This window comes from Nocardia sp. NBC_00565 (assembly GCF_036345915.1).
Taxonomy (GTDB): Bacteria; Actinomycetota; Actinomycetes; order Mycobacteriales; family Mycobacteriaceae; genus Nocardia.
In genome coordinates, this window is record NZ_CP107785.1 from 1,632,764 (window position 1) to 1,645,259 (window position 12,496).

Genomic DNA, 12,496 nt, shown 5'->3' on the forward strand with positions numbered 1-12,496 from the left:
GGAGCCCCCATGACCGAAACCCTTTGGTACACACGCTGCCCCGTGCCCACCGCGAGTGGACTCGCCCACAGCCTCGGCTGGCTGGGCGATACTGCGGCCGAGGCCGGATTGCAGTTCGGTGTCCTACAGGACGCTGGACCCGAATTAGCCGCACACCACTTCCTGCACGACCTGTCCGGGCTGGTGCGCGAGGGCGGCAATGTGCCCGCCATCGCGGCCCGCGCCCAGGGTTCGCCGACCCGGCTGATCGGGCTGACCTGGATCGATGAGGCCCAGGCCATCCTGGTCGGGCCGGAATCCGAGGTCGCCACCCCGGCCGAACTCGCCGGACTCCGCGTCGGAATCCCCGCTTGGGCGCAGGATCAGGCGCGCAGCTTTCCCCGTGCCATGGCTCTGCACGGTTTCGCCGGCGCGCTGCGCCTGGGCGGACTGACGCTCGCCGACGTGCGCGTCGTCGAGGTCGGCGTCGAACGAAACCCGCAGGTGCGCACCGAAACTCAATCAGTGCGCCGAACCACTACGTGGGGCGTCGAGGAACTGCTGCGCGGCGCGGTCGACGCCATCTACGTCAAGGGCGCGCGCGCTCAGGAGATCGCCCGCGAGCACGGGCTGCGCGTCGCCGTGAATCTGGACGCCACCGAGAACAAGCGGCTTCGGGTCAACAACGGCACCCCGCGCCCCATCACCGTACACGCGGACCTGCTGGAATCTCGGCCGGAGGTCGTCGTCGGCTTCCTCGCGCAGAGCCTGCGCGCCGCCAATTGGGCGGCGGGCGACCTCGACGGTGTCCGTGCGGTGCTGCAGCGCGAAACCCTCTCCGGCCCCGAAGGTGTCGCCGCCGCCTACGGCGCGGACTTCCACAAGGACTTACACCCGTCGCTGTCCGACGAGCGGGTGGAATTGATCGGCGTCCAGAAGCAGTTCCTGTACACCCACGGCTTTCTGGCCGCCGACTTCGATCTCGAATCCTGGGTCGCCCGTGAGCCTTTGGCGCGTGCCCGCGAACTGGTCGAATCCGGGCGGGTACCCGCATGACCGAATTCCTGTGGCGACTGCCCACCCGCGGTGACGGCAGGCGTGCCCGGTCCGAGCTGCGCAACCGTGGCGGCTTCGGCGGGCCGGCACCGGTCACCGGCGCGACCGACCCGCGTCCCGGCCGATTCGGCCCCTTCGACGACCTCCATCAGATCGTGGACGCCGCCGAACTGTCCGGCCTCGATGGGGTAGTGGCTCCCTATGATCCGCTCGGCGAGGAATCCTGGATCGTGGCGGGCGGCGCGCTGCGCGCCACCCGGCATGCCCGGGTGACGGTCGAATTCCAGCCGGCCTTCGGCACTCCCGTGTACGCGGCCAAAATTTCGGCGACGCTGCAACGGATTTCGCAGGGCAGGCTGTCGTGGCGGCTCGCGGTGGAAACCGACGCGGCAGATGCCCGCACTCGCGGCGATCGGGTGACCGGCGACGACCGCTATGCGCGGACTGCGGAGTTCCTTTCTGTCGCGCGGGGTGTATGGAACGAAACTCCTGTCCCCGGAGCAGGATTCGCTGGCACCGGGTTCGAATTCGACGGCGACCACTACGCGGTGATCGATGGCGGGTTCCGGGGCATCCTGTCCGGACTCCCGTTCCCCAGGGTGTACCTGTCCGGCACCTCGTCCGAGGCCGTGGAACTCTCGGCCCAGCACGCCGACGTGCATCTCTTCGTCGAAACGCGGGACGGCCTCACCGGACCGTTGCGACAGCTGCGCGAACGCGCGGGGGTCGCGGGCCGAACCGTCCGCGCAGGTCTCGAAATTCCGGTCATCGCCAGGGAGACCGAGCAGGAGGCATGGGCGCGGGTGCACCGTCAGTGGCACGAGGTGCATCCCGAAAGCTCCGCCGCCGCACTGGATCTCGGCGACGGCCGCTGGTCCGGCTTCGCGGAATTCGGCTACCCGCAGGCGATCGGCCTGGTCGGCAGCTACGAGCAAGTGGCCCACCGCCTTTCGGACTACATCGCGGCGGGCGTCGAGACGTTCGTGCTCAGCGGCCACCCGCATATCGAGGAACTGCACCGGACCGGCGAACACCTGCTGCATCTCGTCGACCCGGCCGGGCGCACCCTGGCCGCCCAGGAGGCCACGGCATGACCATCGACATCTACTGGCGCATCGGCATGGAGGGCGACCACGCATCGCTGCGCACCCCGCGCCGCTACAACCGCGGGCACGCCAACGGCTACGGCCCCGGTAATATCGCCCCCGCGATCCGTGGCGGTGAACTCGACGGCTACGGCTATATCGACCATATGGCCGCCGTCGCCAAGGCCTCGGAATCGGCGGGCTTCCTCGGTGGGCTGCTGCCGTCCTTCCCGGTCACCGACGACCCGTGGGCGACCGCGGCGGCATTGGCCAGGGAAACCACCACCTACCGCTTCATGGTCGCGTTCCAGCCCGGCTTCCTGCATCCGGTGCAGGCGGCCAGAATGTCGGCGAGTCTGCAGCGCGCCACCGGCGGGCGATTGGTCTACAACATCATCAGTGGTGGCGGTGGACCGGCCCAATTGTGGTGGGGCGACAAGGTTTCCCACGACGACCGCTACGCCCGCACCAGCGAATTCCTCGGTGTCTTGCGCGGAGTGTGGGACGGCGAGCCCTATGACCACGCCGGCCGGTTCTTCCACACCGAGGGTGCGGCGCTCCCGCCGGGCCTGGCCGGTCAGCCATTTCCGGAGGTGTACTTCTCCGGCTCGTCCGGCGCCGCGGTCGAGGCCGCGGGACACCATGCCGACTACTACCTGTCCTGGCTCGAGCCCTATGCGGACCTGCGCGCCAAGTTCGACGGTGTCCGCGCACATTCCGAAACCATCGGCCGGACACCGAAATTCGCGGTACGTATCGATATCGTCGCCCGGCACACCGAGGAGGCGGCCTGGGCCGAAATCGAAAAGGGCTGGGCCTTCGTCGACCGCGACGCCGCCAACCGTGCCGCACAGGGTGATTCGGTCGGCGCCGCCCGCATCAAGGGTTGGGTGCCCGAAACCATCACCGGCTACCGCGATCTCGAGGTCCAGCCGAATGTGTGGTGCGGCTTCAGCCTCATTCGCGGTGGCCCGGCCTTCGGTCTGGTCGGCAGCTACGAACAGGTCGCCCAGCGCCTGGACGAACTGATCGACCTCGGCGTCGACGCCTTCATCCTCGCGGGCAATCCGCACCTGGAGGAGGCCTATCGCGTCGGCGAGGAGGTGCTGCCGCTGCTCGGCCGCTCCCGGCTCACCGCGCCCACCGCCGAATCATCCCTGTCCTTCGCCCTCTAACTCAGGAGACCCATCATGGCCCTTCGTGTCGGCTACTTCCCACACAACAATTCGCTGTTCGTTCTGCGTCATCGCGGCATCCTGGAGACCAGGCTGCCCGATGTGGAATGGGTCGACCTGCGCACCCTGCCCCAGTCCGAGCGCGTCGATCCGAAGACGGGTTTACCGTCGCTGCACTCGGATTGGCTGTTCACCGAGGGCGGTTACGACTTCATCGGCACCGGTTTCACCCCACCGATCACCGGTCTGGCCAACGGCCGCGACCTTGTCTACGTCGGTATTTCGGGCCCACGCGTCGAGAACGGGCGACTGGTCACCAAGGCCGACAGCGGAATTCGCACCGCCGCGGATCTGCAGGGCAAGCGCGTCGGCATCGCGCACGGCTCCTGGCAGACCACCCTGCTGCTGTTCGCCTTGGAGAAGGCCGGGCTCACCTGGTCCGACGTCGAGCCCATCGACACCGATGTCCGCGACGGCGGTGACGCACTGCTGGCCGGTGATCTCGATGCCTGGGTCGGCGCGTACCCGGGCCTGACCGCTGTGGAAGCCGCCACCGAACTACACACCCTGGTCGACACCGAATCGGTTTTCAGCCACCCCTCGCTGTGGTTTACCCGCCGCGATATCGCCGAACAGCACCGCCCGGAACTCGAGGCGATCATCGCCTCGCTCCAGGAATCCGACGCCTGGATCACGGCCAATCCCCGTGCGGCCGCGCAGTATTTCGTCGACGACGTCACCGCCCGCGGCGGTAGGGCCGACCTCGACGCCTGGGAGGCGGCCTTGCGCGGCAGGCCATTCGGTGTGAATGCGGTGACCGAGGAATTCCTCGACGAACAGCAGCGCGCCGCCGACCTGCTGGCGGCCAACGGCCTGCTGTCGCGCACCATTCGGGTGCGTGACGCAGTCTTGTCCTGGATCGGCGAAGCGGTCGAGGCGACCAAGTCCGGCGCGACCGTCTGAGTCCGCCCCGCCCCGCTTCCTTGGCAGCACGTTCGGCTACCACCACGCCCCGCAGAATTCGCTGCGGTGCAACGAACACCAGAACAATCCGCGCGAGTACCGCAGTGACAATTCGGTCGAACCTTCGGACGCCACCGGCACTAGCGCGGGCCGCGCGACGACCTGGACCCGCGTACCGCGCCCCGATGGCGACGGCTGGACCGTGTACCGCACCCACGCGAGGACGTGCTGATGACCACGGCAACCTCGACAGCGCGTTGATCGGTTGGCGGCCGGGATGCGGGATTAGTGTGGACCGCATGGTCGAGTCGACGAGGATTGTGCTGGCATCCCGGCCGGAGGGCGCACCGACCCCGGCGAATTTCCGCATCGAGACGGCGGCCGTTCCGGAGCCCGAGGCGGGCGAAGTGCTGCTGCGCACGTTGTATCTGTCGCTCGACCCGTATATGCGGGGACGGATGAGCGCCGCCGAGTCGTATGCCGCGCCGGTCGAGGTCGGCGCTGTGATGGTCGGCGGCACGGTCGCCGAGGTACTCGAATCCCGGGCGCCGTCGCTGGCGAAAGGCGATGTGGTGCAGGCCTATTCGGGTTGGCAGACGCATCAGGTCGCGCCCGCGGCGGGTGTGCGCAAGCTGGATCCGGATCAGGCGCCGGTGTCGACGGCACTCGGTGTGCTCGGCATGCCGGGCTTCACGGCCTACTCCGGGCTGCTGAAGATCGGACAGCCCAAGGCGGGGGAGACCCTGGTGGTGGCCGCGGCCAGCGGTCCCGTCGGTTCCGCCGTCGGGCAGATCGCCCGCATCAAGGGTGTGCGGGCGGTCGGGGTCGCGGGCGGACCGGACAAATGCGCCTATGTGCGTGACGAATTGGGCTTCGACGTCGCGATCGACCATCGCGCACCGGATTTTGTCGACCAGCTGCGAGCCGCGGTGCCCGATGGCATCGATATCTACTTCGAGAATGTCGGCGGCGCGGTGGCGGACGCGGTGTACCCGCTACTGAATATCTATGCGCGCGTACCTGTTTGCGGTCTGATCGCGAACTACAACGCGCCCGGCGCGTCCGCCGGGCCCGATCGGCTGCCCGGCTTCTACGGTCGCATCCTGACCAAGAGCCTGACGGTGCGCGGGTTCATCCAAACCGAATTCGTCCGGGAGCTGTACCAGGATTTCCTGCGCGAGATGTCGGGCTGGATCGCCGAGGACCGGGTCCGCTACCGGGAGGACATTGTCGAAGGCCTCGAGCACGCTCCTGAGGCGTTCATCGGCATGCTCGAGGGCCGTAATTTCGGCAAGCTCGTCGTCCGGGTCGGGTAGCGGACCCGGGCCGGATCACACCGGCTGCGGCGACAGGACGATCTTCGCCGACCGCCCGGGCGTTTCGCTCGCGGCGGCGGCGTCGGCCGCGGACTCCAGCGGGTAGGTGGCTTCCACGTCGAGCTTCAGTGCTCCCGTTGCCGCCATCCCCACCAACTCGCCGATCAGAGTTCGCAGCTCCTCGCCACTGGTCTGCTCGGCCCGCTTGGAACCCCAAAAGCCTTTGACGATGGCTTGTTTGAAGATCAGCGGACCGGGGTTGATGCTCAGCGGCTGGCCGGAGAGCGCGCCGAAGGAGATCAGCTCACCATCCTGGCCGAGCAGTGACAGCAGCGCGTCGGCCGCGCGTCCGCCGACCTGGTCCACGGCGCGCACGATCGGCGCACCCGCCGTGGCTGCCACCGCCCGCTCGAGCCAGCCCTCGGATTCGGTATCGAAGACCGGTTCGAAGCCCAACTCCTGCAACGACCGCACCGAAGCCGGGCCGCGCACCAGGTTGAGCACATGGACACCGCGTTGCCGTGCAAGCGCATTCACCAGACGGCCGACCGCGCCATTGGCGGCGTTGATCGTGATCCAGTCGCCGGGCGAAACCCGCAGATCCTCGAGCAGCATCAGCGAACTGAGCGGCATCGCCAGCAGCTGTGCCGCGGTCTCGTCGGAGATGCTGTCGGGCAGCGGCACCACCTGTGTGGCCTTGGCCAGAAAGTATTCGGCCCAGACCTCATGGATGCCGGAAACGCTCACACGCTGACCGACTTCCAGTCCGGTCACCTCCGATCCCACTGCGTCGATCCGGCCCACGGCCTCCGTACCCGGAATCGCGGGCAGCGCGGGCTTATAGCCGTACACACCGCGGATGGTGGCCAGATCGTGGTTGTGAATGGGCGCGAGGATCAGTTCGATCCGCACCTGACCGGGCCCGGGTTCGGGCGTCGGCCGCTGCGTGGTGGTGAGCACATCCTTCGGCTCACCGAAACTTTCGATGACTACGGCACGCATGGTGTAGCTCCTTTCGGTGCTGGTCAGTCGTCCGCGAGGGTGACCTGGACGTCGATATTGCCGCGGGTGGCGTTGGAGTACGGGCACACCTGGTGTGCCTTGTCGGCGATGGTCTGCGCCTCATCGGCGGACAGGTGCGGGAGCGAAATCTCGAGCGTGACGGTCAGTTCGAAGCCGCCCGCCTCGTTCGGGCCGATGCCGACCTTGGCGCCGACGGCGGAGTCGTCGACATTCACGCCTTCGCGCTTGCCGACCAGACGCAGCGCGCTGTGGAAGCAGGCCGCGTAGCCCGCCGCGAAGAGCTGCTCCGGGTTGGTGCCCACGCCGCTACCACCCATTTCCTTGGGGGTGTTCAGCGCGACGTCGACCTTGCCGTCGGAGGTGCGGGCGTGGCCGTTGCGTCCGTCGCCGGTCGCGAGGGCTTCAGCGGTGTACAGGACGGTCATATCTGACTCTCTTTCGTTCAGGGGTGCGACATCAGTGAATCGGTAAGTCGCCGAAGGGTTTCGCGCAGCTGGGTGACTTCGTCGGTGGACAGGCCACTGGCCTCGCCCATTTCCGTCGGCAGGCACCGGGCCGCGGACCGCAACTCGCGGCCATGCTCGGTGAGCTGGATATCGACGCGACGTTCGTCCGCCGCTGCCCGGCGTCGCTCGACCAGGCCCGCTGCCTCGAGTCGCTTGAGTAGCGGCGACAACGTGCCGGAATCGAGCAGGAGTGCCTCGCACAGGTCGCCGACGCTGCGACCATCGCGTTCCCACAGTGTCAGCATGACGAGGTACTGCGGGTAGGTCAGCCCAAGGCGTTCGAGCTTCGTGCGATAGACCGCCGTCATCGCCCGCGACGCGGCATACAGCCGGAAGCACAGCTGCTCGTCGAGAGTGAGGTGATCGGTCATGTCCACTAAGGTAGTGGGCAATTAAGTTGTGCACAACCAATTGGCCTGTGGTTCATCTCATAGCCGGTCCGGACCAGCGGCTATCCGGCGACGCTGCCGCCGCCGATGCCCAGGTAGACCATCATCATGGTGAACAGGAACCAGCCCGCGCCCTGCCAGATCGGCCAGCTCTTGTTGCGCCGCCATTCCCGGTAGGTCTGGATGAACGCGCCGATGCCGCCGAGCATCAGCACCACGGTCGGGCCGACCAGGACGGCGGTTTTGGCGGGGGTGTCGCAGAGCATGGTCTCCGCATTGAGGCAGGCCGCGCGCTGGGCCGTCCAGATAGCGGTGATCACGAAGACGACAGCGCCCACCGCCAGCACCGCCGCCACGTAGATCGCTACCCGGCGAAAGGTCTGGTCGTCCGCTGTCCAACGCTTCTCTAGGTCGTTGACGTTGATCACCTCATGGGTGGAGTTGCCGAGCGGCCGACGCCCAAACGTACCGTCAGGGTTTGCGGCCGACGCCCGCCCAGTACCACGCGGATTCGGGGTCGGCCTGCACCGCCCGCGGGCCCGAAAGGTCCCCGACCAGTTCCGGATGCCAGGTGACGACCGGGACGACGCCCGGTTCGACGAGTTCGGTTCCGGCGAACAGACTTTCGGTCTCCGCGCGGCTGCGCGGATTGAAGGTGATGCCGGCCGATTCGGCGGAGGCCACCACCCTGGCCATCGCGCGCTCGTCGAAATCGGCGGTGGGATGGGTGATCACGAGGTAGCTGCCGGTGGGCACCACGTCGAGCAGATTCGCGATGATCGTGTGCGGATCGTCGCTGTCGCGGAAATACATCATGATCGAGACCAGCATGATCGCGACGGGGCGGTCGAGGTCCAGGGTCGCGGTGAGGGCCGGATCGCGCAGTATCGAGGCCGGATCGTGCAGATCCGCGTGGATGAACGCGGTCTTGCCCGTGCGCGTACTCGACATGAGCGCCCTGGCGTGGGCGAGCACGATCGGATCGTTGTCCACATAGACCACGCGCGCCGTGGGATCGATGCCCTGGGCGATCTCGTGGGTATTGCCCGCGGTCGGGATGCCGGTGCCGATATCGAGGAACTGGGTGATACCCGCGTCGACGGCGTAACGCACCGCGCGGCCGAGGAAGGCCCGGTTGGCGCGGGCCATGCTGCGGATGGCCGGAACATGGTTGGCTATCGCATCACCGAGCGCCCGGTCGGCCGGGTAATTATCCTTTCCACCGAGCCAATAATCGTAAACACGCGCTTCATGAGCCACAGTCGTGTCGATTTTGGTCGGTAATGCTGCGGTGGTTTCGGTCCAGCTATCCGGCATGACGATTCCCTCCTGAGGCGGCGCGGACCGTCGGGTGCCCGCAACCGCCGAGTCGCCCACGGTTGGCGACCCACTCCTGCGAATTTGCCCGCTCAGCATAGGCCCGGCGAACGCCGCATCGGCCGGGATTCGAACAGCATTAGGGGATCGATTCGGTATGGCGACTCCGGTGCGGTTTCGGCCCCGGCGCACCGCGGAACCATCCGGTGGATGGTGTCGGGCACTGTGAGTTGGGTCATGTCGCCACCGGTGTGTCGTCCCGTGTACTTGATCTTGATGAGGTTGAATCAATGCTGGTCAACGCGTGCTGACGATCGATGGCGACAACTCTCCCGAACTTCTTCTGCAGCAACGACAATGCGACAAGGAGCATGAAATTGAGCATGATTCTCGCCGCCCTACACGACATCGTGCTGGCCGAGATCAGTAATCCGGAACCCGAAGCACCGCCGATGGCGGACAAATTGCTGCAAATGGGCCGGTACTTCACCTGGGGGGTTCAGCTCTCGGGCGTCACCGCCATTACCTATGGCGGCGGTCGGTTCGCCTGGGAGAAATGGAATGGTGGCAGTCTGCAGTCGCCGAAGATGATCGCTAGCGCAATGGCCGGTGGTGCGGTCGCGACCAGCGCGGGCACGATCATGAATGCCGTGATCTAGCAACCCCGCTGCAATCTTCGTGCCGCCAGGGCTCGTCGCGCACTAGGGTCGGCGGTGTGCTGCATCCGGACTATCCACTGGCCACCGAGCGACTGTTGCTTCGGCCCGCGACCGCCGCGGATATCGATGACATGCATGCCTACAAGTCTCGGCCGGACGTGTGCCGTTATCTGCCGTACGACCCGATGTCACGCGCTGAGGTAGCCGAGCGGATCTCGGGTGTGTGGTCGCGAACCGAACTGACCGAGGCGGGGCAGGCGCTGAATTTGTGTGTCGAGGAGGCGGCGTCCGGGCGGCTGCTCGGCGACGTCGTCCTGTTCTGGCGGGACGCCGAAAATCGAACCGGCGAAATCGGTTACGTGTTCGCGCCCGAGGCGGCCGGGCGCGGTTACGCGACCGAGGCGGCCGGTGCGCTGTTGGCGTTGGGATTCGAAGGACTGGCACTGCACCGCGTCACCGCGCGGTTGGACGCACGCAATGACGCGTCCTGCAGGGTTCTGGAGCGGATCGGTATGCGTCGTGAAGCGCTGCACCTGCAGGACATGTGGTTCAAGAACGAGTGGAGTGATACCGCGATCTACGCGATGTTGGAATACGAATGGCGGGAATCGGTCGAAGCCGGGGTACGGAGGTGAGCCGCGCGGTGCGCTGGGCAGGCACGCTGGCCGGGGTGACGATTCTCTGGGGTGAGGCGGTCCATTGGTGGGCCGCGCGCCGCCTGGTGTCGACTGGTCGGGGTGGGTCGGAAGCGGTTGTCGTGCTGGGGTATCGGAATCGTGACACCGGTCGCGCGAATGTGCTGAATCGGTGGCGGGTGCGAGCTGGATTGCGTTCCATCGACTTCGCGGCGACGGCTTCGCGCCTGGTGTTCTGTGGCGGGACCCGCAAGCCGGGCTCGCCGACGGAGGCTGCTTTGATGGCCGAGTACGCCGTCGAGAAATGCGGATATCGAGGTGAGATGGTGCTGGATGAGCTGTCCCGCACGACGTGGGAGAATATCCAGAATGCCATTCCGCTGATCGAGGACGCGGACCGAATCAAGATTGTCTCGAATCCACTGCACGGGCTGCGCGGCCGAATCTTTCTGCGGCAGCAACGCCCCGATCTCGCGCGCCGGTTGGTTCGGGCGCAAGACTACCGATTCGGCGAATGGACTTTGTTCAAGCCACTACTCGCCGTTTACGGATTATTGGACCTCGCCCGAGCCAGAAAGCGCCTTGCTGACTGAACTACTCGGCCCTCAGACTTTCAGTCCGTTCTTGGTGACGTAGACGGTGTGAAAGGTCAAGAGGGCGCCGAGGACGACCAGCCACTGCAGGGTGCTCACCAGCGGTACCGAATCGACCGGGAGGGTGTAGGCGAGCAGTACCCGCACCAGCGCGTCCAGGGTGAAGACGGTGCCCCAGACGGTGGTCAGCACCCTGAGCTGGCCGCGGAACCGGGAGTCGTTGTCCCAGCGGGCATCCCACTGCCGGTAGCCTGCCTCGCCGATCTTCACGGTGACGATGGTGCGCGCGGCAGTGCGCATGAAGGGGTGCTGGGTGAACAGGGTGGCCAGTATCCAGAGGCCGAGCACGCCGAAGATCCAGCTGTCGCGCACCAGCAGTGTGCGGGGATCGCCGGTCACCAGCGACATCACCGTCCCCACCACGATCATGGTGAGCGTGAACAGTGCCACCGTATCGATGCGGTGCTGCCGTATCGCGCGGTAGGCGAGGAACGGCACGATGAGCAGTGCGGGCGCGATCAGTGCCAGCCACGGATTCACTCCGGCGGCGCGCAAACCGTAGTAGCCGCCGAGTGGGATCACCAGTTCCACGATCAGCTGGCGCACGAGGTGGCGGCGTACCGCGGTGCGTTTCTGCTGTGCGGTGGGAGGGGCCGCAATCGCCTGCTGTTGGTTCATGCTGTCGGCGCCGGTCGTGCTCACGATTGCCTCCGGGTGGCGTGGTCGAAGATGTCGGCCAGTTCGCGGGCGCAGGCCGCGGTATCGAAGTCGGGGTCGACGCGGGCGCGGGTGATGGCCGCCTCCCGTGCGCCCTGGATCGCCAGCACCATGACCGAGGGGTCGAAATCGCGAAATGCGCCGGCCCGCTGCGCTTCTCGTACCCACTGCTCCTGGCTGCGGGTGATTTCGAGGTGCTGCTGGACCAGGCCGAACATCTGCGGGTCGTCGGGACGAGCATTGGCGATGATGCTGGCCAGTGCCTGCTGATGCTTGGGGTACTCGTGGCCGAGAACTCGGCCGGTCAGAGATGGACTCTGTTCGTATCGGTTGATCCATGGTGACCCTTCCTCAGGAGGCTGGGTCCCACTGTGCGGCAACGTATCCGGGAGGGGTCCGTGTCGGTTGTGCTTGCACGATCGGTGGCGGCTACCGCGAAGCGACGGCAACCGGGGGAGGTAGTCGGCGCGTGCCGATGCGAATGCCACGATACGAATTGGGCGGGAACTGTGCGTACAGTCGGAGCATGCCCGAAGAAGCGCATCCCACGCCAGTGGTGCGTGTCGAAGCGGCCGCTACGTCCGACGGTGCCACCGTAACCGCCGGGGGAACCGACACCGACCTGCTCTCGCTCGCATCACAGCTGTGCTTTGCCCTGTACTCCACATCCCGATCGATGACCGCCGCTTATCGTCCGTTTCTCGATGCCATGGGGGTGACCTATCCGCAGTATCTAGCGCTTTTGGCGTTGTGGGAGCGACCAGCGATGACCATGAAGGAACTCGGCGAACAGCTGCGCCTGGACTACGGCACGGTTTCCCCGCTCATCCAGCGACTACAGGCCCACGGTCTGGTCGAAAGCGTGCGCAGCAGCCACGATCGCCGTGCCGTCGAACTACGCGCCACCGACGCCGGACATGCGTTGCGCCCGCAGGCCGAGCAGATGATCGAAGCGGTCATGGCGGGGGTCGGCTATCCGGTCGAGCATCTGATCGAAATGCGTGACCAGGTCAACCAGCTCGGCGCGCGTCTCGACGCGCTGGCCGCCGCGCGCACCGGCCACTAGGGCGTGTTTTGAAAGTG

At 66.6% G+C, this 12,496-nt stretch carries 16 protein-coding genes; 9 read left to right on the forward strand and 7 right to left on the reverse strand.

The window, feature by feature from the left end; translation table 11 throughout:
• Positions 1–9 precede the first annotated feature (9 nt).
• The 5 genes from OG874_RS07905 (at position 10) to OG874_RS07925 (ending at position 5,574) form a co-directional block, all read left to right on the forward strand.
• Positions 10–1,035: an ABC transporter substrate-binding protein gene (locus OG874_RS07905; protein WP_330254460.1), complete on the forward strand. Its 1,026-nt coding sequence runs from the start codon at positions 10–12 to the stop codon at positions 1,033–1,035.
• Entirely contained in the window at positions 1,032–2,129 is a 1,098-nt protein-coding gene (locus OG874_RS07910; protein ID WP_330254461.1) for an LLM class flavin-dependent oxidoreductase, read from the forward strand. The genes OG874_RS07905 and OG874_RS07910 overlap by 4 nt, the downstream gene beginning before the upstream one ends.
• On the forward strand, positions 2,126–3,295 hold the full coding sequence (locus tag OG874_RS07915) for an LLM class flavin-dependent oxidoreductase (protein ID WP_330254462.1): 1,170 nt from the start codon (positions 2,126–2,128) through the stop codon (positions 3,293–3,295). Before OG874_RS07910 ends, OG874_RS07915 begins: the two co-directional genes overlap by 4 nt.
• A 15-nt stretch (positions 3,296–3,310) precedes the next feature.
• Entirely contained in the window at positions 3,311–4,258 is a 948-nt protein-coding gene (locus tag OG874_RS07920; RefSeq protein WP_330254463.1) for an ABC transporter substrate-binding protein, read from the forward strand.
• A gap of 299 nt (positions 4,259–4,557) precedes the next feature.
• Entirely contained in the window at positions 4,558–5,574 is a 1,017-nt protein-coding gene (locus tag OG874_RS07925; RefSeq protein ID WP_330254464.1) for an NADP-dependent oxidoreductase, read from the forward strand.
• A gap of 15 nt (positions 5,575–5,589) precedes the next feature.
• Here OG874_RS07925 and OG874_RS07930 read toward each other — a convergent pair whose 3' ends face one another.
• The 5 genes from OG874_RS07930 to OG874_RS07950 all read right to left on the reverse strand — a co-directional run bounded on the left by OG874_RS07930 (position 5,590) and on the right by OG874_RS07950 (position 8,809).
• Positions 5,590–6,576: a zinc-binding dehydrogenase gene (locus OG874_RS07930; protein WP_330254465.1), complete on the reverse strand. Its 987-nt coding sequence runs from the start codon at positions 6,574–6,576 to the stop codon at positions 5,590–5,592.
• Between the two features lie 23 nt (positions 6,577–6,599).
• Positions 6,600–7,022: an organic hydroperoxide resistance protein gene (locus tag OG874_RS07935; RefSeq protein WP_330254466.1), complete on the reverse strand. Its 423-nt coding sequence runs from the start codon at positions 7,020–7,022 to the stop codon at positions 6,600–6,602.
• 17 nt (positions 7,023–7,039) lie between these two features.
• Positions 7,040–7,474, reverse strand: a complete 435-nt coding sequence (locus OG874_RS07940; protein ID WP_330254467.1) for a MarR family winged helix-turn-helix transcriptional regulator — start codon at positions 7,472–7,474, stop codon at positions 7,040–7,042.
• A gap of 80 nt (positions 7,475–7,554) precedes the next feature.
• On the reverse strand, positions 7,555–7,920 hold the full coding sequence (locus tag OG874_RS07945; RefSeq protein ID WP_330254468.1) for a hypothetical protein: 366 nt from the start codon (positions 7,918–7,920) through the stop codon (positions 7,555–7,557).
• Between the two features lie 43 nt (positions 7,921–7,963).
• Positions 7,964–8,809 carry an SAM-dependent methyltransferase gene (locus OG874_RS07950; protein ID WP_330254469.1) on the reverse strand — a complete coding sequence of 282 codons (846 nt, stop codon included), beginning with the start codon at positions 8,807–8,809 and terminating at the stop codon, positions 7,964–7,966.
• Between the two features lie 383 nt (positions 8,810–9,192).
• Here OG874_RS07950 and OG874_RS07955 point away from each other — a divergent pair, with 383 nt between their 5' ends.
• From OG874_RS07955 to OG874_RS07965, 3 genes are read left to right on the forward strand one after another with little or no spacing between them, the layout of a single operon-like run.
• A complete protein-coding gene (locus tag OG874_RS07955) occupies positions 9,193–9,468 on the forward strand; it encodes a hypothetical protein (RefSeq protein WP_330257217.1) in 276 nt (91 codons plus the stop codon).
• Positions 9,469–9,524: 56 nt separating this feature from the next.
• Positions 9,525–10,103 (forward strand): GNAT family N-acetyltransferase, encoded by a 579-nt coding sequence (locus OG874_RS07960; RefSeq protein ID WP_330254470.1) that lies wholly within the window; start codon positions 9,525–9,527, stop codon positions 10,101–10,103.
• Complete coding sequence (locus OG874_RS07965; RefSeq protein ID WP_330254471.1) at positions 10,100–10,696, forward strand: YdcF family protein; 597 nt, start codon at positions 10,100–10,102, stop codon at positions 10,694–10,696. The genes OG874_RS07960 and OG874_RS07965 overlap by 4 nt, the downstream gene beginning before the upstream one ends.
• A gap of 12 nt (positions 10,697–10,708) precedes the next feature.
• Here the strand turns inward: OG874_RS07965 and OG874_RS07970 are convergent, their stop codons facing one another.
• Both OG874_RS07970 and OG874_RS07975 read right to left on the reverse strand, forming a co-directional pair.
• Entirely contained in the window at positions 10,709–11,398 is a 690-nt protein-coding gene (locus OG874_RS07970; RefSeq protein ID WP_330254472.1) for a VC0807 family protein, read from the reverse strand.
• Complete coding sequence (locus OG874_RS07975) at positions 11,395–11,901, reverse strand: hypothetical protein (protein WP_330254473.1); 507 nt, start codon at positions 11,899–11,901, stop codon at positions 11,395–11,397. The genes OG874_RS07970 and OG874_RS07975 overlap by 4 nt, the downstream gene beginning before the upstream one ends.
• Before the next feature lie 38 nt (positions 11,902–11,939).
• Between OG874_RS07975 and OG874_RS07980 the strand changes: the two genes are divergently transcribed.
• Positions 11,940–12,479: a MarR family winged helix-turn-helix transcriptional regulator gene (locus tag OG874_RS07980; RefSeq protein WP_330254474.1), complete on the forward strand. Its 540-nt coding sequence runs from the start codon at positions 11,940–11,942 to the stop codon at positions 12,477–12,479.
• Positions 12,480–12,496 lie beyond the last annotated feature (17 nt).

Excerpts from the sequence above, each read along its gene's own strand:
- OG874_RS07905 (WP_330254460.1), top strand. The coding sequence starts at position 10 with ATGACCGAAACCCTTTGGTACACACGCTGCCCCGTGCCCACCGCGAGT.
- OG874_RS07910 (WP_330254461.1), top strand. The coding sequence starts at position 1,032 with ATGACCGAATTCCTGTGGCGACTGCCCACCCGCGGTGACGGCAGGCGT.
- OG874_RS07915 (WP_330254462.1), top strand. The coding sequence starts at position 2,126 with ATGACCATCGACATCTACTGGCGCATCGGCATGGAGGGCGACCACGCA.
- OG874_RS07920 (WP_330254463.1), top strand. The coding sequence starts at position 3,311 with ATGGCCCTTCGTGTCGGCTACTTCCCACACAACAATTCGCTGTTCGTT.
- OG874_RS07925 (WP_330254464.1), top strand. The coding sequence starts at position 4,558 with ATGGTCGAGTCGACGAGGATTGTGCTGGCATCCCGGCCGGAGGGCGCA.
- OG874_RS07930 (WP_330254465.1), bottom strand. The coding sequence starts at position 6,576 with ATGCGTGCCGTAGTCATCGAAAGTTTCGGTGAGCCGAAGGATGTGCTC.
- OG874_RS07935 (WP_330254466.1), bottom strand. The coding sequence starts at position 7,022 with ATGACCGTCCTGTACACCGCTGAAGCCCTCGCGACCGGCGACGGACGC.
- OG874_RS07940 (WP_330254467.1), bottom strand. The coding sequence starts at position 7,474 with ATGACCGATCACCTCACTCTCGACGAGCAGCTGTGCTTCCGGCTGTAT.
- OG874_RS07950 (WP_330254469.1), bottom strand. The coding sequence starts at position 8,809 with ATGCCGGATAGCTGGACCGAAACCACCGCAGCATTACCGACCAAAATC.
- OG874_RS07955 (WP_330257217.1), top strand. The coding sequence starts at position 9,193 with ATGATTCTCGCCGCCCTACACGACATCGTGCTGGCCGAGATCAGTAAT.
- OG874_RS07980 (WP_330254474.1), top strand. The coding sequence starts at position 11,940 with ATGCCCGAAGAAGCGCATCCCACGCCAGTGGTGCGTGTCGAAGCGGCC.